Annotated in this window: 21 protein-coding genes; 9 read left to right on the forward strand and 12 right to left on the reverse strand. The window is 65.6% G+C overall.

The features are described from left to right. Positions 1–141: 141 nt before the first annotated feature. The 5 genes from ASD86_RS15625 to ASD86_RS15645 form a co-directional block, all read right to left on the reverse strand. Positions 142–621: a hypothetical protein gene (locus ASD86_RS15625; protein WP_056112275.1), complete on the reverse strand. Its 480-nt coding sequence runs from the start codon at positions 619–621 to the stop codon at positions 142–144. A gap of 99 nt (positions 622–720) precedes the next feature. Beyond that, entirely contained in the window at positions 721–1,362 is a 642-nt protein-coding gene (locus ASD86_RS15630) for a hypothetical protein (protein ID WP_056112278.1), read from the reverse strand. Between the two features lie 41 nt (positions 1,363–1,403). Then, positions 1,404–1,691 (reverse strand): helix-turn-helix transcriptional regulator, encoded by a 288-nt coding sequence (locus ASD86_RS15635; protein ID WP_082578387.1) that lies wholly within the window; start codon positions 1,689–1,691, stop codon positions 1,404–1,406. A gap of 303 nt (positions 1,692–1,994) precedes the next feature. After that, the gene (locus tag ASD86_RS15640) at positions 1,995–3,113 is read right to left on the reverse strand and encodes an alpha/beta hydrolase (RefSeq protein WP_235567770.1); all 1,119 of its coding nucleotides are present in this window, start codon (positions 3,111–3,113) and stop codon (positions 1,995–1,997) included. Positions 3,114–3,531: 418 nt separating this feature from the next. Continuing rightward, a complete protein-coding gene (locus ASD86_RS15645) occupies positions 3,532–4,038 on the reverse strand; it encodes a hypothetical protein (RefSeq protein WP_157476710.1) in 507 nt (168 codons plus the stop codon). 425 nt (positions 4,039–4,463) lie between these two features. Here ASD86_RS15645 and ASD86_RS15655 point away from each other — a divergent pair, with 425 nt between their 5' ends. From ASD86_RS15655 to ASD86_RS15675, 5 genes are all read left to right on the forward strand, one after another. Then, positions 4,464–6,617: a right-handed parallel beta-helix repeat-containing protein gene (locus tag ASD86_RS15655; RefSeq protein WP_082578388.1), complete on the forward strand. Its 2,154-nt coding sequence runs from the start codon at positions 4,464–4,466 to the stop codon at positions 6,615–6,617. 319 nt (positions 6,618–6,936) lie between these two features. Continuing rightward, a complete protein-coding gene (locus ASD86_RS15660) occupies positions 6,937–7,881 on the forward strand; it encodes a lipase family protein (protein WP_056112292.1) in 945 nt (314 codons plus the stop codon). Positions 7,882–8,118: 237 nt separating this feature from the next. Continuing rightward, a complete protein-coding gene (locus tag ASD86_RS15665) occupies positions 8,119–8,580 on the forward strand; it encodes an Rrf2 family transcriptional regulator (RefSeq protein WP_056112296.1) in 462 nt (153 codons plus the stop codon). Then, positions 8,570–9,469: an NAD(P)/FAD-dependent oxidoreductase gene (locus tag ASD86_RS15670; RefSeq protein WP_056112299.1), complete on the forward strand. Its 900-nt coding sequence runs from the start codon at positions 8,570–8,572 to the stop codon at positions 9,467–9,469. The genes ASD86_RS15665 and ASD86_RS15670 overlap by 11 nt, the downstream gene beginning before the upstream one ends. A 171-nt stretch (positions 9,470–9,640) precedes the next feature. Continuing rightward, positions 9,641–9,973, forward strand: coding sequence for a DUF333 domain-containing protein (locus ASD86_RS15675; protein WP_082578389.1), 333 nt, complete (start codon positions 9,641–9,643; stop codon positions 9,971–9,973). Positions 9,974–10,009: 36 nt separating this feature from the next. On the opposite strand, the gene ASD86_RS15680 is transcribed toward ASD86_RS15675, so the two are convergent. After that, positions 10,010–10,828: a hypothetical protein gene (locus ASD86_RS15680; RefSeq protein WP_056112301.1), complete on the reverse strand. Its 819-nt coding sequence runs from the start codon at positions 10,826–10,828 to the stop codon at positions 10,010–10,012. Positions 10,829–10,992: 164 nt separating this feature from the next. Continuing rightward, the gene (locus tag ASD86_RS15685) at positions 10,993–11,619 is read right to left on the reverse strand and encodes a hypothetical protein (RefSeq protein ID WP_157476714.1); all 627 of its coding nucleotides are present in this window, start codon (positions 11,617–11,619) and stop codon (positions 10,993–10,995) included. Between the two features lie 188 nt (positions 11,620–11,807). On the opposite strand from ASD86_RS15685, the gene ASD86_RS15690 reads away from it, so the two are divergent. Both ASD86_RS15690 and ASD86_RS15695 read left to right on the forward strand, forming a co-directional pair. Further along, positions 11,808–12,764, forward strand: a complete 957-nt coding sequence (locus ASD86_RS15690; RefSeq protein ID WP_157476716.1) for a hypothetical protein — start codon at positions 11,808–11,810, stop codon at positions 12,762–12,764. Between the two features lie 203 nt (positions 12,765–12,967). Next, the gene (locus ASD86_RS15695; RefSeq protein ID WP_056112307.1) at positions 12,968–13,837 is read left to right on the forward strand and encodes a LysR family transcriptional regulator; all 870 of its coding nucleotides are present in this window, start codon (positions 12,968–12,970) and stop codon (positions 13,835–13,837) included. A 64-nt stretch (positions 13,838–13,901) separates the two neighbouring features. Here ASD86_RS15695 and ASD86_RS15700 read toward each other — a convergent pair whose 3' ends face one another. After that, positions 13,902–14,273, reverse strand: a complete 372-nt coding sequence (locus tag ASD86_RS15700; RefSeq protein WP_056112309.1) for a VOC family protein — start codon at positions 14,271–14,273, stop codon at positions 13,902–13,904. Positions 14,274–14,445: 172 nt separating this feature from the next. Next, on the reverse strand, positions 14,446–15,057 hold the full coding sequence (locus tag ASD86_RS28205) for a TetR/AcrR family transcriptional regulator (RefSeq protein WP_056112311.1): 612 nt from the start codon (positions 15,055–15,057) through the stop codon (positions 14,446–14,448). 69 nt (positions 15,058–15,126) lie between these two features. Here ASD86_RS28205 and ASD86_RS15710 point away from each other — a divergent pair, with 69 nt between their 5' ends. Beyond that, entirely contained in the window at positions 15,127–15,552 is a 426-nt protein-coding gene (locus ASD86_RS15710; protein WP_056112314.1) for a VOC family protein, read from the forward strand. A gap of 74 nt (positions 15,553–15,626) precedes the next feature. Here the strand turns inward: ASD86_RS15710 and ASD86_RS15715 are convergent, their stop codons facing one another. The 3 genes from ASD86_RS15715 to ASD86_RS15725 all read right to left on the reverse strand — a co-directional run bounded on the left by ASD86_RS15715 (position 15,627) and on the right by ASD86_RS15725 (position 17,634). Beyond that, positions 15,627–15,878, reverse strand: coding sequence for a hypothetical protein (locus tag ASD86_RS15715; protein WP_056112318.1), 252 nt, complete (start codon positions 15,876–15,878; stop codon positions 15,627–15,629). 356 nt (positions 15,879–16,234) lie between these two features. Next, on the reverse strand, positions 16,235–17,107 hold the full coding sequence (locus ASD86_RS15720; RefSeq protein WP_056112321.1) for a DUF1684 domain-containing protein: 873 nt from the start codon (positions 17,105–17,107) through the stop codon (positions 16,235–16,237). 215 nt (positions 17,108–17,322) lie between these two features. Then, on the reverse strand, positions 17,323–17,634 hold the full coding sequence (locus tag ASD86_RS15725) for a cyclic-phosphate processing receiver domain-containing protein (RefSeq protein WP_056112834.1): 312 nt from the start codon (positions 17,632–17,634) through the stop codon (positions 17,323–17,325). Positions 17,635–17,813: 179 nt separating this feature from the next. Between ASD86_RS15725 and ASD86_RS15730 the strand changes: the two genes are divergently transcribed. Further along, a complete protein-coding gene (locus ASD86_RS15730; RefSeq protein ID WP_162253676.1) occupies positions 17,814–19,067 on the forward strand; it encodes a serine hydrolase domain-containing protein in 1,254 nt (417 codons plus the stop codon). The last annotated feature ends 160 nt before the right edge of the window (positions 19,068–19,227 follow it).

Genomic DNA, 19,227 nt, shown 5'->3' on the forward strand with positions numbered 1-19,227 from the left:
GCCGGCTCGGCGGCGTGTTCGCGCGCGGCAGCTTGCACTCATCGCAACGGACACCGGCTTGACCTGATCGGCAAGCCGGCGTCCGCGGATCGGCATTAGAGCCAAGACTGCGCGGCACTTCGCGCCGCCGGGCCACAAAGCTTATGAGTCGACCGAAAACACGCCGAAAATCACCGCGTTGCCATTGCCTGGAAGCGTACACACCATCGATGTGAAGCTCCAGAAGCTGACGGTAGGCAATGAGACCGGGTAGTCATAGGTAGCGGCGCTGGTGCTGAAGCTGGACGAGCTGAGGAGCGCGCCGGTATAGCTGTAGGCATACACCGTGCAGGTGGTGGTCACGCCGCCGGAGTTGGAGCCGTCTACGTAGAAGCTGCGGGTCGGCCCGGTCACCGGATGGGTCGTGATGGGACAGATGACCGACCGCGCATCGGCGCTGATGTTGCGCACCCCGCGATAGAAGTAGTCGATATCAAGCGCTTCCGCCGCGTTGTAGTTCCTGCACGCGGAGCCATGGGTGCTGAGGTTCTGCGATGTGGCGGCGCGGGCGTCGAGCGACGCGGTGGCCGCCAGCAGTCCCGCCGCGAGCGACGCGGTGGTGATCCATGCGTTGGTTTTCATGCGATACCTCCAGGGTTAGTGGACATGTTCCATGTCGCGGATTCCCCCTTCCTGGAAAACCACCCAGGCATTGCGCACATCGGTCGCGATGGTTCGGTATCAGCTTTTGGGTGCAGGCGATGAGGCCGGATCCGGCCCCATCAGGTACAGCACCGTTTCGGTCTGTCCGTTCTGATTGACGACGGTTTGACCGACCATGCGCGGCAATACATCGACCAGTTGCTGCGACCACAGCGGCAGGCTCTTGTTGATCCGGCCCGAGCCGTCATCGGCGATCTCGATCCGGCAGGTGCTGGCGCGGCATTCGACATTGCGCGCCGCGCCGCGCATCGCATCGGCCTGGTTGATCGCATCCCACAGCCGCGAGGTCGCGTTCGTCGACCAGCGTGGATCGACCTTTTCCAGCCGAAACGAAGCCTGCAGGCCGGCGACATAGGCATCATGGCGTTGTTCGTCGGCCGCGACCTGGAGACGGATGTCGGCCATCGGCATGCCGGCGCGTTGTGCCGCGGGGTCGCCGCGGCGGTTCATCGCGCTCACCTGCGACTGCAACGCCGCGACCTGCGCCTGCATGCGTTGCAGGTCGGCGTCCGTGTTGCCGCCGGATTCGGCGATGGGTTCGCCGATCGGCGCGGCTTCGCGCCGTGTAGTGGCCGATGGCGGCGCCAAGAGGTGGACCAGTGCCAGGCCGCTCAGTACGAGCGCCGCTCCACCGATCCATGGCAGGTAGGAAGTTTTCATGGACGATGGTGTAACAGAACGGCGGGTGAAACTCATGTCGCTTAAAAAACGACACCGCCCAGGCTGCGCACGGTCTCGGTCCACACCGCGGCGATCAGTTTGCGCCGCGAGGTCATGCCGGTCTTGTGGTACACGCGCTGCCACATCGTGCGCACGGTCGATATCGAGCACCCGAGCAAGGCAGCGATCTGCTTGTCCTCGGCGCCGCGCACCGCCGCCAGCAGTACTTGCTGTTCCATCGGACTGAGTTGCGCGTAGCGGCCCGCGGCGACCGCGCGAAGCAGGTCATCCTGAGGTCTTGAATCGTTGCGCACGGAAGCCGTAGACATCCGATGTCGGAAAAGCGCTGCGGGGACAACTATTCAACGCAGGCATTCGGTCGGGCAGGCCAGTGTGTTGTGATGCCGATCGACGTTTAATAAAACTGAATATGGTGTTTGCTTCGCGGCGGGCCGTATCGCGACGCGCATCACGCTGCGTCGCGGCGAGGCGTATTTCGGCTTCGGAAACTTATTCGCACACATCCCAGGTTGGTAAACATCTGTGGTGATGTAAGAAACCGACGGCGCTGTTGTCACTTTGCGCCGTGGGCGGCTTGGGAAAGGCGCGAAACCGGGTCTGTCTCGGAATATTCAGCGCTTGCTCGCGTCCGCCTTCGCCTCGTCGGTCAACGGCCGCACGTACTGCAGCAGACTCACCAAAGTCTTGCCCGGCTCCTCCCACATGATCATGTGCGAGGCGTTTTCGAACCACACGCCCTGTTTGTACGGCGCCTTGGTCCGCGCCAGCCAGTCGGCGGTCGGCTGCGAAGGCGTGGTGTAGTCGTGGCGGCCCATGAACATCACCACCGGGATCGGGAATGCCTTGACCTTGGTGAAGTCGACGTCGAGGTATTCCGGCAGGATCCGGCCCAGGCTGAATTCGTTGCCCTTGTCGATGCCGGCGCGGTCGCAGTCGTTGTACTCCGGCGACAGCAGCGGCGCGCGGAAGTAATACGGCGATTCGTCGCGGTAGGCGGTCAGGCCGCCGTAGTACTGCGCCCACTTGCGCGCGGTGATGATGCGTTCGCGGGTGATCGGCTGGTTGCCCGGGTACGGCGCGATCGTCTCCATTTCCTTGACCGCTTCGGTGTTGCCGCGCGCCTTGGCCTGCTGCAGGCCGAATTCGAAGCTGATGCGTTCGTTCTCGCGCACGTTGATGACCTGACCGATGCCGACGTAGGCATAAAACAGGTCCGGCCGCTTCAGCGCCGCGCTCATCGCCACCACCGTGCCCCAGCTGTGGCCCATCAGGATGACTTTGCGCTTGCCGTAGCGCTTGCGCACGTATTCGGCGATTTCGATCGCGTCGTCGGCGTAGCGGTCGACCTTCAGCGTGTCGGCGTAGGCGTTGGGGTCGTGTGAGGCGAAGGTCTTGCCGGCGCCGCGCTGGTCCCAGTTGACCACGGTGAAGTATTCCTCGAGCGGGCGCTGGTACTGCCACATCGCCGGAATCAACGGCGCCGCCGGGCCGCCGTGCGCGAACAGCACGATCGGATTGGCCTTGTCCTGGCCGCGAACGCTGATCCACTGGTCGACGCCGCCGATGCGGGTAGCGTAGGACTCCTGGATGCCGTTCGGCGCGACGATGCGATTCAGGTCCTCGATGATCGCGCGGGCCTTGGCGTAACTGGAGGTGTCCTTGCATTCGGCGGCCTGGGCCGCGGGCGCGAAGCACAGCAGCAGGGCGATCAGCAGATGCATCGTCTTCATGAGGGGACTCCGGAGCGCGGTTTCGAGGTGGAGCGGCGGGGCGGATGGTGCGATGACGACGGCGAACGCATGATTCGCCTGGGTCGATGAAAGTGATGCGGTCGAGCGCGGGGTGGTTGCAGGTGCAGGGCGTTACTTCCGGCATGGACGTGTTTTGCGCCACAAGAAAAAGCACGGCCGAAGCTGTTCGATACAGACTATGCAAAAGCGCGTCCGAAGCGTCCTGACACATGTCATGAAGGACAATGCGGGCTGAGTCGCCGGATATCCGCAAAAAAGAAAAAGCGGCCGAAGCCGCCGAGTGGTTGCGATAAAAAAAGCGGCCAAGGCCGCCAAGTAACTGGATTAAAAGAAAAGGCGGCCAAGGCCGCCTTTTCGTCGATACCCGCATCGCCAGTCGCGCGATGCGCGGGCCGGCTCAGGGCAACTTGGTGCCCTGGTCGGCGATCGCCAGCCAGCGCAGGCCATTGTGGCTGTAGGTGACCCCGGTCAGCGCTTTTTGCTTGTAGCCGATGCGCGGAATCTCGTAGGTGGTTTCGTACAGGATGTAGGCCGAGCTGCAGCCGTCGACGACGCGGTAGCGCTCGGTCCAGCTCCACTTGGCTTCGCGGCCGGAGAAGTGGCTGGCCAGCGCGGTCATGATCGCGTCGATGCCGATGCGGGTCGCGCCGCTGTCGAACACGGTGATGGCGCGATCGTCGTGGACGGCGCGGAAGGTTTCCGCGTCGTAGTCGCGGAACGACTCCATGTCGGTGCGCTGGGCGATTTCGAACTGGCGCGCGCAGATCCGGGTGAGGATGTTGTCGCCGCTCAGGCTTTGCGGCGCGGCGTTGCCGGGACCGGCGGCGAACGCGCTGCCGCTCACGCACACGGCCAGCGCGGACAGGGCGAGCGTGAGCAAGGGGCGGTTGATGCGGTGGGTCATGACCATTCCTTTGTGTGCTGCGGAGGGTGGACGCACGGTAGCCAAGCCGATCGGCCGGCGATGTGCCGACATCGCGAAGCCGCCTGCTCGGCGGCGACAATTGACCCTGCTCGCGATCGCGGACGATTCGAAGCGCAATCGAGGCCAATCGCGGACGCGTCGGGGCGGCGAACTCGTCGACGCGAGATCGCCGCGATGCACGGGCGGTGGCGGGCGACGGGAGCACGCAACGGCGATCGCGACCGCCGCCGCGATGGATTGCGATTCGGGTCACAGCTTCGCGGCTATCACCCGCGAGGGATGACAGCGACCACTATCGGCCGCCGGCACGGCATGGGATATCGCGCTGGCCCGACCGGCGCGGGCGCGCGACGCGATCGTGGCGCCCGCGCCGCGGCCTTTCCATCTTCGCAACGCTCGCCATCATGGGGACTCACGCAGTGGCCACCGAACGACCCGAACGCTTCTTCCATACCCGCCTTGCCCGGCTGAGCCTGCCGGCGTTGCTGCTGGGCTCGCTGATCGCCATGCCCGCCGCCGCGCAACGCGTGGGCGGCGAGGGCCAGGCGCACCTGGGCGCGCTGTGGCCGGCCGAACCGCCGGCGCGGATCTGCGGCAACACCGCCTTGCTCAGCAATCCCGACCCCATGCCGGCCAACGCGGTGCGGGTGCCGGCCGGCGACAACAGCACTATCGATTTCCGCCGCGCCAACACCACGTTCTGGTTCGAAGCCGGCGTGCATACCTTCAGCGACGAGATCTACGGCCAGATCATCGCCCAGAACAACAACGTCTACCTCGGCGCGCCCGGCGCGATCCTCGACGGCCAGAACAAGAATCTGTACGCCTTCACCAACGCCGCCAGCAACGTCACCATCCGTTACCTGACCATCCGCAATTTTGGCCGCGGCCGCGACAATTTCGATCAGGCGGTGGTCAACCACGACGCCGGCGACAACTGGACCGTCGAATACAACACCATCGTCGATAACGACGGCGCCGGCGTCTTCCTCGGCAGTCACAACAAGGTTCGCTTCAACTGCCTCAAGGACAACGGCCAGTACGGTTTCAGCATGTACAAGCCGCCGGTGCCGAGCACCGCGCCGCAGCCCGGCGAGCAGGTGCCCGGCCGTTCGGCGATCGTCGATATCGAGCTGAGCCACAACGAAATCACCGGCAACAACACCGACGACTGGGAAACCTCGACCCAATGCGGTTGCACCGGCGGCGGCAAGTTCTGGGACGTGGGCGGGGCGAAGGTCGTCAGCAACTACGTTCACGGCAACCACGGCACCGGTCTGTGGGCCGACACCAACAACATCGATTTCCTGTTCGAAGGCAACTACATCAAGGACAACGACGGCGTGGGGCTGTGGTACGAGATCAGCTACAACGCCACGATCCGCAGCAACACCTTCATCAACAACGCCTGGGCCTCGGGCAACCGCGACACCGGTTCGCCGGCGCCGGCGATCTATCTGTCCGAATCCGGCGGCGACAGCCGGCTGGCGAGCGCGGTGTCGGGTTCGACCCAGTTGCGCGTGCAGGACAATTATTTCGAAAACAATTTCTCTGGTATCACCATTTACGAGAACGCCAACCGCTTCTGCAATTCCAACGGCAACACCAGCTCGACCTATTGCACGCCGTTCGTGCATCCCTCGGTGATCGTCCGTCCCGATCCCGCGCACCCCAGCGTCTATCCCGATCCGGTCAGCAACCTGCACCCGTGCTACACGCAGATCGGCAGCGACGCCACTTTGAAGGCCAATTGCCGCTGGCGCGCGCAGAACATCGAGGTCAGCAACAACGAGTTCTACTTCGATCCCGCGATAGTGCCGTGCGGAAGCTCGGGTTACTGCGGCGCGCAGGCGCTGTACGCGACCGGCACGGACAACATCGCCTGGTCGCCGTACACCGTGCAGCAGGTGCAGCAGGACGTGATGTTCAACAACAACAACCGCTTCAGCAACAACCACTACTACGGCCCGTGGCGCTTCGCCAAGCGCTACGGCGAGGCGATCAGCTTTCCGGTGTGGCGGGCCGCGCCGTATCTGCAGGACGCCGGCAGCACCACCGACGGCGCGCTGTTCAACGTGATCGATACGCCGACCGCGACCCTGGAATCCTCGGCGGGCCTGTGGTCGGAGTGGTACGGCGCGCATCTCGCCCGCGTCGGCGTCGCCCACGGCGGCGCCTTCGGTTTGCAGGTCACCGTCGACGACAGCTACTGGGGCGTGCAGGTCGCCAACCATCCCGGCTATCGCTCCGACGGCGGCAGCAAGCGCCTGAGCTTCTGGGTCCAGCACGCCAGCGGCACGCCGCTGCCGACCGCCAACGCGCGGGTGCAGTTGCGCTGGGCGAAGGAAGACGGCAGCGCGGCGACCGGCGACCCGGACACCTCGGTCAGCAACGTCTATCTGCCGACCCTGACCGGCGACTGGCAGCAAGTCGTGACCGACGTGGTGCCGCCGCCGGCGACCGCGAGCGTGTGGATCGTGGTGGTGGGCTCGGGCTCGGCCGGGATCGGCGCCTCGTTCTATCTCGACGATATCGTGCTGCAGGACACGCCGCTTTGACGGCGGGGATTCGGGATTAGGGAGTCGGTATTCGAGGTTAGGTTCACGGTTCTCGATCGACTGCAACGGAGCCCTTTGCGCCGGCCTGCGCCGGTGTGATGGCGATCAAGGCAGGCATGGCGGGGGATGCCGCCATGCCTGCCTCTTTGTTGGCCTCAGGCTCAATGGTTTCGCGTTGTAAGGGAGGCTGCGCGCCGCGGTCCGACGGCCTGTTCGATGCCGCGCTGCGGCGCCGCCGCGGAGCGCGTGCCGTCGTGCGTATCGGCATGCGTCGCATCCGTGGTCATGCATTCGTCTTCCCTTCGACGAGGAACACTTCATGAGCCCCAACACTGTCAGCACCGTCCAGCCCGAACTCGATCCGGCCCTGACCATCGCCCTGGCGATCGCCTCCAAGGCCGCCTACGACGACTACCAGGGCCAGCCGTTCACTTCGCCCGACGGTTACCAGCAGGTCGGCGCGTGGACCGGTTGGGACTCGATTCTTTTCAGCGGTTCGGAAGAGAAGTACGGCCTGGCGTTTCAGGCGATCAACGATCCGGGTACCTACATCTTCGCGTTCCGCGGCACCGACTCGGACATGGACGCCTACGAGGACGCGCATTTCATTCCGACCGATTTCGTTCCGACCCAGGGCAGCATCAGCCCCACGCCGCGGGTGTCGTCGGGGTTCTACGGCATCTACGACGGCGTCGGCGGCGGCATGAGCCAGTCGATGCGCCAGCAGTTGTTCGCATTGCTCGCTCAGTACGCGCCCAATCAGGTGTACGTCACCGGCCACAGCCTCGGCGCGGCGCTGAGCCAGTTGTTCTCGCTCGACCTGGCGATCAGCCAGCCGCTGTCCTCGCTCAATCTCAATTTTTCCAGCCCGATGGTCGGCACCGAGGACTGGCAGACCGCGTACGAGCAGACCATCGCCAACAGCGCCAGCCTGCGCGTCTACAACTACTGGGACTACGTGCCGTCGCTGCCGCCGTCGCAGTTCGACTACCGCGCGGTCGGCAGCGGATTCCGCACCGCGTTCTATGTCGCCGGCGAATGGTTCCCGCATCTGTTGTCGCGCCACTCGCTGGTCAACCTGACCACGGTGCTGGCCAATGCCTTGCCCAACAGCCCACAGCAGTGGGCCGGGCAGTTTCCCGATTACGTCGATGCCTCGCTGACCATGATCAGCACCTTCCCGCCGGCCTCGGCGGACGTGCAATGGGCCGATCAGATGCAGCAGCACATGGCATTGGAGACGTCGCTGAAGGCCGCGTCGTGATGGGATAGCGCGACCGCGTTGTCGAGGTCGAAAAACGCCGTGCAGTGCGAGCTGCGCGGCGTTGCCTTGAGTGGGGTAGGGCGCTTCGTCCGCATCACCGACATCGACGCTGGTCGCCGAACACGTTCGTGCATGGCTCGCTCGATCGCACTCATCGTTGCCGTAGCGCTGGCGCGCACAACGGCGGCATGAACGCCTCGGTTGACGCGGGCGATTTCACGTAATATTGTAAGTTACATGAAAACACCCGAACGCCTGTCCGTCGCCCTGCACGTGCTGTTGCACATGGCCGAGCGGCCCGAACAGCCGATGACCTCGGAAGAAATGGCCGCGTGCGTCGGCACCAACCCGGTGGTGATCCGCCGCAGCTTCGCCGGTTTGCGCGAGGCCGGCGTGGTCAGTTCGGTGAAAGGGCACGGCGGCGGCTGGCGGCTGGCGCGCGCGCCCGATCAGGTCAGTCTGGCCGAGATTCAGCAGGCGCTCGGCGAGCGCATGGTGCCGCTCGCGGCCAAACACGATGCGCCGCAATGCCTGATCGTCCGCGCCGTGGTCGACGTGCTCGACGAGGCGATGCGCGAAGCCGAGCAGGTGCTCGATCGCCGCCTCGCCACGCTCACCCTGGCCGATCTGGCCGCTCATGCCCAACGTCTGCACGGCAGGCGCCATATGAAAATCGGAGGTGGTGGTCATGCGTCATGACGTAGCCGTTGTCGGCGGCAGTTTCGCCGGCCTGAGCGCGGCCTTACAGCTCGCGCGCGCGCGTCGGCGGGTGCTGGTGATCGATGCCGGTCTGCCGCGCAACCGCTATTCGTCGGCGGCGCACGGCATGCTCGGCCACGACGGCAAATCGCCAACACAGATTCTCGACGAAGGTCGCACGCAGTTGCTGGCGTATCCGAGCGTCGAATTCGTTAACGCCACAGCGACTGCCGCGCGCGAACACGACGGCGGCTTCGCATTGAATCTGGACGACGGCAGCGAACGCAGCGCATCGCGCCTGATCCTCGCCACCGGCATCCGCGACGAATTGCCGGCGATCCCGGGCCTGCACGAACGCTGGGGCGTGTCGGTGCTGCATTGTCCGTTCTGCCACGGTTTCGAATACGCCGACCGCGCGCTGGGCGTGCTGGCGAATCATGCCTTGTCGGCGCATCAAGCCGGGATGATTCCCGATTGGGGCCCGACCACGTACTTCACCCAGTCCACGTTCGAACCCGATGAAGCCGAAGCCGCGCATCTGGCCCGACGCGGGGTGACGATCGAACGCGTGCCGGTGGTCGAGTTGCTCGGCTCGGCGCCGCATCTGGACGGCGTGCGACTCGCCGACGGCCGGGTGATCGAACTGGCGGCCTTGTTCACCGCGCCGACCAGTCGCATGGCCAGCCCGTTGGCCGAACAATTGGGTTGCGAGTTCGAAGACGGGCCGCTGGGCCGCTATGTGCGGGTCGATCCGATGAAGGCGACCAGCGTCAGCGGCGTGTTCGCCGCCGGCGATGCGGCCGCGGCCATGCAGAGCGCGGCCCTGGCGTTGGCGGCCGGGGCGATGGCGGGCGTCGGCGCGTATCAATCCTTGTTGAAGGCTGCTTGATGCGGCGAATGCTTAGCTGGATCGCTTCAGTCGGTGACGAGGTTTGACCGGAGCGGGTTTCAGCCGCGGCGATCGATCCGGCGATCGGTCCGATGCATGGCCGACCGTGCGTCACCGCGCCATGACGCCGGCCGTATTTATAGTGATCGCCACTTCCAAGGTGCCCTCGCCATGAACCGCTATCGTCTTTCGAACCGTTGCGGCCTGCCGCTGTTGCTGATCGGTCTGAGCCTGGGCCTGGCCGCATGCAACACCTCCAAGCAAGCCTCACCGGCCGCGTCCGCATCCACCCCGACATCGTCCGCCGCCGAGGCCAAACCGGTCGAACCGCGTGTCGGCATGGCCAACCCGGCCTCGGTGCATTGCACCACGCTCGGCGGCAAACTCGAGATCCGCACCGGCAAGGACGGCGGCCAGTACGGCCTGTGCAACCTGCCCGACGGACGCGTGTGCGAGGAGTGGGCGCTGTTCCGCGATGGGAAGTGCGAAAAGCCGGCGGAGTAATGCGCGTGGCGCGGCCTCACCCGTGGCGGTGAAGACTCAGGCCAACGCCGCCTGCAACTGCGCGATCTCGTCGCGCAAGGCCTGATTCTCGGCGGTCAACTCGGCGACGCGCTGGCGCAGCGCGTGCAGTTCGTTGTCGGCGGCGTCGTCGAGCGGCTGCGGCGCGGGCTCCTTGGGTTCGCGCGGCTTGCGCTTGGACTCGCGTGCGCGCTTGGCCGCTTCCTTCAATTCGCTGCCGCCGGCCATCGCCGCGGCGCGCTGTTCTTCGGCCGGCAAAGTGGCGACCGCGGCGGCGGCGTTGATCGAGATCGCGCCGGATTTGACCGCCGCCACGACTTCGGGCGTCGCCTGTTTCTGGATCTTCTCGATCAGGCCGACCTGGTTGCTGCTCAGTCGCGCGGCCTTGGCCAGGGCTTCGCGGCTGTCGAAGGCGCTTGGATCGGTCGACCACGGCGGGCTGTCGTCGTGATCGTCGACGGCGGCCGGGATTTCGCTTTCCGCCGCGGGCTGCGCCTCGGCTTCGATGCGGCGTCGTTCGGCCAGGATCTCGCGCTTGCGCAGCGCCAGGATGCCGCGCTGGAAGTCCGAGACGCTGCGCCGGCCCAGGTGCTGATCGATCATCCACAGATGCACGTCTTCGATCGAACGAAAGCGGGTGTTCTGCACGGTCTGGAACGGTAGACCGTGCTTGCGGCAGATGCCGTAGCGGTTGTGGCCGTCGACCAGCATCTCGCCCCACAGCACCAGGGCGTCGCGGCAGCCTTCAGCGAGGATGCTCTGCTCCAGCGATTGGTACTCGTCGGCGGTCAACGGGTCGATATAGGCCTTGAGCGATTCGTTGATGACGATGTCCATGAAACCGGCCGCGTTGCTGCAATGGGGGCGGCATTGTAGGCAGATGCGCGCGCCGCGTCAGGCGTTGACAAGCGCGGTTTTCAGGGACGGAGCATCGGGCAGGCGCGGTGAGTCGCGCACAGGCTGGGCTTTGCCGAATCGGTCGTTGTGTCGGGTGGTGCGGCTCAACGCGGCGAAGGATCGAGCGCGCCGATCAGCGTGTCGGTCGCCAGCCAGTTCAACTCCCAGGTCTTGCCCGCGTCGGCGGAAAACGCCTGCTCGAACCGGCACGACTCGCGACGGTCGCATTCGATCACGAAGCGAACCTTAATCGGACGGCCGTCCAGGCTGTCGTCGCCGTGGAACTCACCGCGGCCGTGCTTGAAGTCGCCGACCATCGGCGCGGTCAGCGCGCCGGCGGCGATATTGGCGTAGTGGATGCTCCACTGTCGCGACTGCGCATCGTACAGGCGCAGCGACACACCCTGGATGCGGCCCGAGGGTCCGGCGATATCCAGTTCGGCGATGTTGGCGCGGCCGTCGAGCAGCTTGCGCACCACCGTGGTTCCGCTCAGTTCCACCCACTCGTGCGAACCGCTCAATGGGCGCTTGAGGCGTTTGACCACGCTGTTCCAGCGGCCGATCTCGAAATCGAAACCGCCCGGGCCGTCGGGCAGCGGCAGTTTGCGTTCGCCCGTGATCGGTTCGGGCGAGCCTTGCGCGGACGCGGGCAGCACGCACAGGGCGGTGATCAGGCCGCACGACAGGATGACGACGTTAAGGGGGCCGGCGATCCGGGCGGTCATGGTCATGGCGGACCTCGATGGCTCGACTGAGCGGTATCGCGGCAATCTGCGCCGCTCGGTGCGCGCGGACCAGGGCCAGTCTGAGCGCGCCGGCCAGGCCACTTGCGCGCAGCGGGGCAATCGCTCGCCGCGGCCGCGGGGTTTCGAGCGAACCCTCGCTGATGCAAGCTTGCGCCTGGGACAGGGAGAACGCGATGCGATGGATTCGTCTGACGGCGACGTGTCTGGTGGTGGCGGCCTGTGTCGCCTGCGGCAAGGATCCTGAGCGCAAGAGCGCGGCCCCGACACCCGCGCACAAACCCGCGGCGCGGCCGATCGTACCGGCCCACGCCAAGCCGTTCGAAACCGGGCACTACACCATTTCCAGCACCACGACAGATCAGGCCACCCAGGCGGTCGCCGCCGCGGTCGAAAGTCTGTACGGCGCGTATCACGCCTTCTTCCGGTTGCCGGCCAACGCCAAGCGCGAGCACAAGCTCAAGCTGATCCTGTATCGCGATCGCCAGGAATTTTCCGCCTACAACACCAGCATGCCCTGGGCCGAGGCCTATTACCGCGCGCCGTACTGCCATGCCTACTACACCCATGGCGTTGCCAACCCGTACCACTGGATGCTGCACGAGGCGACCCATCAGTTGAACGCGGAGGTCGCCGGGATCGCCAAGGCCAAGTGGATGAACGAAGGCCTGGCGAGTTATTTCGGCGCCAGTCGCCTGCGCGATGGCGTGCTTACGCCCGGCAGCATCGATGCGGATGCCTATCCGATCTGGTGGGTCGCCGACATGCCGCTCAGCGGCGCGCTGCAGCGCGATCTCGAACAAGGCGCGCTGATTCCGCTGCGCGATCTGATCGCCAACACCGGTCCGCCGATCTCCGGCCGCTACTTGAACGTGTACTACATCGAGTACTGGAGCCTGTCGCACTTCCTGTTCCATTACGAACGCGGCAAGTACGCGCGCGGCTATCGGCAACTATTGCGCGGCGACGGCTCGGTCGCCGCGTTCGAAGCGGCGATCGGGCCGCTCGATCGCGTACAGGCAGAGTGGTACGGCTATCTGCTGGAGAAAAAGGCCGAACTCGGCGGCGAGTCGGAGGTCGGATGGCGGGTGCCGGTGGCCGACGCTGCGAACGCTGCGGATCGCCGCGACTGAAGTGTCGTCGCCCGCGTCGATCGCGGCGATAATGCGGGTTCGTATGTGATACGCGAGACGATGCGTGATGCGGTGCGCCGAAGCGGGCACTGCGCTGTCGCGTTGTTCGCGCATCGTCGATGCGGTTCGTGGCGGCCTCTTGCTTCGCACCGCGACGGCGCGGCCGCGCGGCGGCATTCACCTTTTTTTGCATTGGAGCGGCGATGGCGCACACACGGATCAACCTCGGAGCACTCAAGGCATTCGAGGCCGCGGCGCGGGCCTTGAGCCTCACCCGCGCCGCCGACGAACTCAACGTGACCCAGGCGGCGGTCAGCCATCAGGTCCGCCTGCTCGAAAATCAGCTCGGGGTCGAACTGTTTCGGCGTCTGCCGCGCGGCCTGGCCCTGACCGACGAAGGACTGAGCCTGCTGCCGGCGATCCAGGAAGCATTCGGGCGCATCGACACCGCGCTGGATCGGGTCGGCGACGGCCTCGCGCGCGAAGTGGTGCATGTCGGCGCGGTCGGCACTTTCGCCAGCGGCTGGCTGTTGCCGCGACTGGCCGAGTTCGCGCGTCTGCACCCGCAGGTCGACGTACGCTTGAGCACCCACAACAACCGCGTCGATCCGGCCGCCGAGGGCCTGGATTTCGCGATCCGTTACGGACGCGGCACCTGGCCCGGGATGCAGGCCGATTTCCTGATGCATGCGCCGATCTCGCCCTTGTGTACACCGAAGCTCGCCGCGCAGTTGCGCGACGCCGCCGATCTGTCGCGGTTCCCGCTGCTGCGTTCGTACTTCGTCGATGACTGGCGTTTATGGTTCGAAGCCGCGGACGCGGTGCCCGACGGGCCGATCAACGGCCCGATCTTCGATTCGTCGCTGACCATGGTGCAGTGCGCGCTGCAGGGCCTGGGCATCGCGCTCGCGCCGCCGAAGATGTTCGAACGCGAGCTCGCCGAGGGGCGGCTGGTGCAGCCGTTCGCGGTGGAACTCGACGCGGGCGGCTATTGGCTGACGCGGTTGGTCTTGAAGCCGGTCGGCGACGGCGCGAATGCGTTCGCTGCCTGGATCGCGCGCGCGGCGGCTTGAACTTTGGCGCGCGGCGAAGTGGCCGGCGGCCGCGCGTGACGCGGGCCGCCGGCACGCGCGCGACTTACTCCGGCGCGCGCGAATACACGCGCAGACGATGGCCGTCGGGATCGAGCGCAACGAAAGTGCGGCCGAAATCCAGATCGGTCGGCGCCTGTGCGATCGGCAGCCCGCGCGCGGCCCAGTCGGCATGGATCGCATCGACCCGCGCGTAGTCATCCACCTGGAACGCGAGCTCGGCGCCGCCGAACGCAGGCGGCGCGGCGGGTTCGACCGTGTGCCTGGACCACAGGCCGAGCTTCACGCCCGAAGCGAGTACGAACAACGCGAACGTGGGCGAGCGTTCGACCGGTGTTTTCTCGAGCAGACCGACGTAGAAGTCGGCGCTGGCCTCGGGACGGTCGACGTAGAGCAGGACGAAGTTGGGATCGGTCATGGCTAAGCTCCGGCGTGATGGAAGGCGCGGGCGGGGAGATGCCCGGTTCCAGATCAGGCTAGGCGGTGCCGGTGTCAGGGTTTGTCAGTAGAGATGCGACGGTGCGACGACCGAACGCGAAGATGCTTCAGTAGCTGCGGAGTTGCGGATACGCGCTGTCGATTTATTTCGATCAATCGACTGCTTCGCCGCTATCGCCTAACACCCGCCGCAACAGCCACACCATCGATTCCCGCATCGCTTGCGGTTCCGCGCCGGCGTCGATTTCCAATGCAGCGCGGTCGAATGCGGCCGACAGCAGCTTGGCCAAGGCGTCGATCTGGGTGGGGTCGCGGTCGAGCGCGGCGGCCAGGCCTTCGCGCAAGGTGTCGGCGGCGTTGTCGTCGTCGATCGCGATGGCTTCGCTCAGGCCGAGCACGGCCGGGCCGTCGATCAGCATCAGCCGGGTGCGGCCGGGCACGGTCATCGCCTGCAGGTAGGCCTGGGCGCCGTCGATCAGTGCCTGGCGCGGGCTCAAGTTGTCAGAGCTGACGGCGAGGATATCGGCCTTGACCGCCTGCGCCTCGCGCAGCAGCAGGTGCCGGAACAGGTCGCGCTTGTCGACGAAATGGTGGTACAGCGCGCCGCGGGTGGTGCCGGCGGCGGCCGAGACCTCGGGCGTGGAAGTGTCGGCGTAGCCTTTTTCCACGAACAGGGCGCGGGCGGCCTCGAGCAAGGCGTGACGGGTGGCCTGGGTGCGCTCAAGGTTGGTTCGGGGTGCGTTGGGGCGATCGGGGCTTGGCATACATTCAGCCTGTATGTTAATTTCAATCTACATACAGACTGTATGTCACCCATGCCGAGGCCCACAACCATGCAAGCGACCAGCTATTACCCGGTGATCATGACCCCCGACGTCGCCGGCACCGCCGCGTTCTACCAGGCCCATTTCGACTTCGTCGCGCTGTTCACCGCCGACTGGTACGTGCATCTGCAGTCGGCCGCCGATCCCTCGATCAACCTGGCCGTGCTCGACGGTGCGCATCACACCATTCCGGAAGCGGCGCGCGGGCGGGTCAGCGGCTTGCTGTTGAACTTCGAAGTCGAGGACGTGGATGCGGTGCATGTACGGCTTGCGTCCGCCGGCCTGCCGATCCTGTTGAGCCTGCGCGACGAAGCCTTCGGCCAGCGCCATTTCATCACCGCTGATCCCAATGGCGTGCTGATCGACATCATCACGCCGATCGCGCCGAGCGGGGAGTTTGTCGAGCAGTATGAGGCGGGTGTGTTGCCGGTTTGACGCGATGGACGAGGGTGGGCGCGGCCGCGAGTGGTTGAGCTTGAAGCGTCGTGATGCGATCGATTCGGTTGCGCTCAGCCGGCGCGGCGAAGTCGCGAATAAATCAGTGCTGCAACTCCGAGTGCCATGCACAGGCAGGCCATGGGAAGCATCAAGTCGAGCAATGGCCCTTGCACCCGCAGATAGGAGTTCCTGGAAAGGCGTATTACGCCTTGGCTGTAGTCGAAGCAGGCATGCGCGATAAACAGCAATGTCGCGCAGCACAGCAGGACGCCGCCGATCCACGCCAGCGCAAGATGCGTTCGGTCGTTGTGTTTCTGCGGCATCGGGGCGCTGGCGGTTTGCGATGGGAGCGTCATGCTAACGCAGGCTGACTTTGCATTTGCGACTTGAGCGGGCTCATCTGCTGGACTATCCGGACGATCGACGTCGCCTCACAAATCGGCGGTGACGTCGTGTCTGCTCCCCGACGAATCCCCTCGAGCCACGCATGCAGTTCCCCCCTTTGAAAAAGGGGGGCTAGGGGGGATTTGCTCTTGCTGTTGCTCCGCGCTGTGGTTGAGGAAAAGCCAAAGTCAAAGCCAAAGCAAATCCCTCCTGGCCCCCCTTTTTCAAAGGGGGGAACCGGTGTGCGACAAACGTCTTTTCCGGGTTTGCTTCGTCTTCGGCGCGTCTACTTCGACTACTTCGCCGACGGCGGATACTTCTCGCCGTACTTCAACTCCACCGGCACGAAGGTGGTCAGGTTGATCGGGCAGTTGTAGTACTGCGAATGCGCGCACAGGAAGCTGTACATCGTGTTCAAGTTGAACGTCATCGACTGCGGCGCGGCGCCGGCGGGGAAGTGGGTCTCAAGCGAGCGGCCGCCACCGTAGCTGGTCTTCTTCGAAGTCTTGTCGGTGAAGAACAGCAGCACGTGGTCGATCCGCTTCCAGTCTTTCTGCTTGTTGAACGCGCGCAAGGTGTAAGTCTTGCCCTGAATCGGCAGGGCGACGTCGCCGATCCAGTACATCACACCGGTGTGATTGCGCGAATCCAGATGGCTCACCGCGACAGGCACGTCCTTGCGGGTGAAATGGCCGGTGACCACGCCCTTGGGATCGTAGGGAAAGAACGACAGGCCCTTGAAGCGTTGCGCGGTCAGCGCCGGGTTGTACAGCCAGGCCTTGAGCGAATCCTCGTACGGCGTGATCCGCACCGTCAGCCCATTCGGCAGCGTCTGCTGATTGTCCTTGGCTTGAATGAGGTCGACCGCGGCGAGTCCTTTGCCTTCGAGCATGGCCTTGCCATCGCGGTAGCTGAGTGTGATCGCGCCGGCATCGCCGCGCTGCTTGGTCCAGCGCACATCGGCGGGGCGCGCCGCCGCCAGATGCGCCGCATCGCCCGGTGCGATCACGGCGACGTCCTGGATCGCGTACATGCCGGTCGGTCCGGCTGCCTGTTCGGTCAGGCCGGCGCGGAAGTCGTCCCAATCCTTGCGCGGATCGGCGCGCACATCCGCGTGGAAGGCCAGCCAGGGCAGGCACAGCAACAGGCTACACAGCAGTCGGCGCATGGCGGGGTCCGTTGAACGAAGTGTGCTGGCGGTTACTGTGGCAGCGTGCGCTGCGCCATGCCTGGGTCGGAAGTCCCGTTTTGCGCGGGTCGCGGCAGCAGGTGGCATCTGTCATGGCGGCCGGGTGACTGGAGTCGCGACGCGATTTGTCGGTGGCGATCTTGACTAGCGGACGGGTGGAATCGGTACCGTGGCCGCGTCATCCGCGGCGGAGTTCAACCAGCCCGGTTGGCCCGATCCGCCCAGGCCCGCGCGATCGCCTCGATCCCGGCCTGCATGCGCAGCCGCGCGGCCGGATTGGCCGAATGCACGGCGATCTGCGGCGGTCGGAAGCCGCGCGCGATCACCGCCTCCTCGATCCACACGATCACGTCGTAACCGGTGCCGCGCGCATCGTCGCCGAGGTCGTGATCCAGGCTGATCCGGGTGACTTCGCCGGTCTGCAACAAGGCGATGGCCTCGTCGGGCCAGTAGACCCGCACCCAACCCTCGGGCGTGGCGCGTTCGTCGTCGAGATAGACCTGCATCGATAGTGCCTCCGTGGCGCAGGCCGCATCGTCGCATGCGCCGATCGCCTTGCGCACGTTGCGCGATCTTGCCCGCAACCGCTCGCGCCCGGGCCGTATCCCTGCTTCGCAACAGGCCTGCGCCGATGGCATTCGATCGCGCAGCGCCCGGCGTCGGCAAACTTCAGGGAGACACAGGCATGCGCTATTCGCGGATCAAGACGATCACGGCCGTCGCCCTGACGGCGATGCTCGCCGCCAACGCCGCGTTGGCGCAGGCCGCGGACGAGCCGCGCGGCCGCGCGCAGGCTGCCTCGATGCATGCCGCTTCGAAACAGACCGCTTCGAAACAGAGGGTCTCGAAGCCGACTTCGTCCAACCCCGCGCAGCTGCTCGCCTTCGTCGACGACTACGCGCGCCATCACGATTTCAGCGGTTCGGTGTTGATCGTCGAACGCGGCAAGCCCTTGCTTGCGCGCCAGTACGGCCTGGCCAACCGCGCGTTCGCGATACGCAACGACGCGTCGACCAAGTACAAGATCGCCTCGATCACCAAGGTCTTCACCGCGGTGCTGATCCTGCAACTGCACGAGCAGGGCCGGCTGGAACTGGACGCGCCGATGCGCCGCTATCTGCCCGATTACCGCGGCAGCGGCGGCGATCGGGTCAGCGTGCGCCAGTTGCTCAACCACACCTCGGGGCTGGTCAATTTCGATCAGGTCACCGATGCCGCGCAGGCCATCCGCGGCGGCCTGCCGAATTACCAACTGCCGCATACCGCGCGGGAGTTGCTCGACGATTACTGCAGTGGCGATCTGGTGCATGAACCCGGCACCAAGTTCGATTACAACAACTGCGACTACATCGCGCTGGGCCTGATCGTCGAGCGGATCCATGGCCAAAGCTACGAACAGGTATTGCAGCAACGCATTCTCGATCCGCTGGGATTGAAGGACACCGGCATGCTGCATCAGCGCGACATTGTCGCCGGGCTGGCCGATACCTATTTCCGTCGCGACGACAGCAAGGCGCTGACGCCGGACCTGCCGGCGTATCCGGAAAACTGGTACGCGGCCGGCGCGATGTATTCCACCGCGGCCGATCTGGCGAGGTTCGCGGACGCTTGGTTCGGCGGCCGCCTGATCGGCGACAAGGCGTTGGCGGCGATGATCGCGCCGGGGCTGGACGATTACGGTTTCGGCGTGTGGTCGTACCCGGTGCGCATCGACGGCCGCCGCTACCACGCGGTCAAGCGGCCCGGCCGGATCATGGGCGCGCAGGCGCAGCTGTATCGCATCGTCGAAGCCGGGTTGACGGTGGTCGTGCTGGCCAACACCGACGCCACCGATCTGGATGAGTTCGTCGCCCGGATCGGAAAGCACGCGATCGGCAAGCAAGCGGCCGAGGGGCAGGCCAGCGACAAGCACGCCGACGACAAGCCGACGATCGACTGAGCGCCGCCGCACGGCCGGCGCGACGTGCGCGGCCACGCGGAGTGAGCGCTGGCGCACGCTTCGCAACATTGGTGCCGCGGCCGTGTCCTCCCATCGCCGCCTGCGTGCGTTGATCGTTTGCGACGCCGTCCCGGCGTCGCGTCCGGCCCACGCCATCCCC

Source organism: Lysobacter sp. Root690, assembly GCF_001427785.1.
Lineage (GTDB): Bacteria > Pseudomonadota > Gammaproteobacteria > Xanthomonadales > Xanthomonadaceae > Lysobacter.

Bases quoted from the DNA above. Each gene is read 5' to 3' on its own strand.
- ASD86_RS15655 (WP_082578388.1), top strand. From the start codon at position 4,464: ATGGGGACTCACGCAGTGGCCACCGAACGACCCGAACGCTTCTTCCAT.
- ASD86_RS15725 (WP_056112834.1), bottom strand. From the start codon at position 17,634: ATGCAGGTCTATCTCGACGACGAACGCGCCACGCCCGAGGGTTGGGTG.
- ASD86_RS15665 (WP_056112296.1), top strand. From the start codon at position 8,119: ATGAAAACACCCGAACGCCTGTCCGTCGCCCTGCACGTGCTGTTGCAC.
- ASD86_RS15715 (WP_056112318.1), bottom strand. From the start codon at position 15,878: ATGCCGCAGAAACACAACGACCGAACGCATCTTGCGCTGGCGTGGATC.
- ASD86_RS15685 (WP_157476714.1), bottom strand. From the start codon at position 11,619: ATGACCATGACCGCCCGGATCGCCGGCCCCCTTAACGTCGTCATCCTG.
- ASD86_RS15675 (WP_082578389.1), top strand. From the start codon at position 9,641: ATGAACCGCTATCGTCTTTCGAACCGTTGCGGCCTGCCGCTGTTGCTG.
- ASD86_RS28205 (WP_056112311.1), bottom strand. From the start codon at position 15,057: ATGCCAAGCCCCGATCGCCCCAACGCACCCCGAACCAACCTTGAGCGC.
- ASD86_RS15645 (WP_157476710.1), bottom strand. From the start codon at position 4,038: ATGACCCACCGCATCAACCGCCCCTTGCTCACGCTCGCCCTGTCCGCG.
- ASD86_RS15660 (WP_056112292.1), top strand. From the start codon at position 6,937: ATGAGCCCCAACACTGTCAGCACCGTCCAGCCCGAACTCGATCCGGCC.
- ASD86_RS15690 (WP_157476716.1), top strand. From the start codon at position 11,808: ATGCGATGGATTCGTCTGACGGCGACGTGTCTGGTGGTGGCGGCCTGT.
- ASD86_RS15710 (WP_056112314.1), top strand. From the start codon at position 15,127: ATGCAAGCGACCAGCTATTACCCGGTGATCATGACCCCCGACGTCGCC.
- ASD86_RS15730 (WP_162253676.1), top strand. From the start codon at position 17,814: ATGCGCTATTCGCGGATCAAGACGATCACGGCCGTCGCCCTGACGGCG.
- ASD86_RS15640 (WP_235567770.1), bottom strand. From the start codon at position 3,113: ATGAAGACGATGCATCTGCTGATCGCCCTGCTGCTGTGCTTCGCGCCC.
- ASD86_RS15670 (WP_056112299.1), top strand. From the start codon at position 8,570: ATGCGTCATGACGTAGCCGTTGTCGGCGGCAGTTTCGCCGGCCTGAGC.
- ASD86_RS15680 (WP_056112301.1), bottom strand. From the start codon at position 10,828: ATGGACATCGTCATCAACGAATCGCTCAAGGCCTATATCGACCCGTTG.
- ASD86_RS15720 (WP_056112321.1), bottom strand. From the start codon at position 17,107: ATGCGCCGACTGCTGTGTAGCCTGTTGCTGTGCCTGCCCTGGCTGGCC.
- ASD86_RS15625 (WP_056112275.1), bottom strand. From the start codon at position 621: ATGAAAACCAACGCATGGATCACCACCGCGTCGCTCGCGGCGGGACTG.
- ASD86_RS15635 (WP_082578387.1), bottom strand. From the start codon at position 1,691: ATGTCTACGGCTTCCGTGCGCAACGATTCAAGACCTCAGGATGACCTG.
- ASD86_RS15700 (WP_056112309.1), bottom strand. From the start codon at position 14,273: ATGACCGATCCCAACTTCGTCCTGCTCTACGTCGACCGTCCCGAGGCC.
- ASD86_RS15695 (WP_056112307.1), top strand. From the start codon at position 12,968: ATGGCGCACACACGGATCAACCTCGGAGCACTCAAGGCATTCGAGGCC.
- ASD86_RS15630 (WP_056112278.1), bottom strand. From the start codon at position 1,362: ATGAAAACTTCCTACCTGCCATGGATCGGTGGAGCGGCGCTCGTACTG.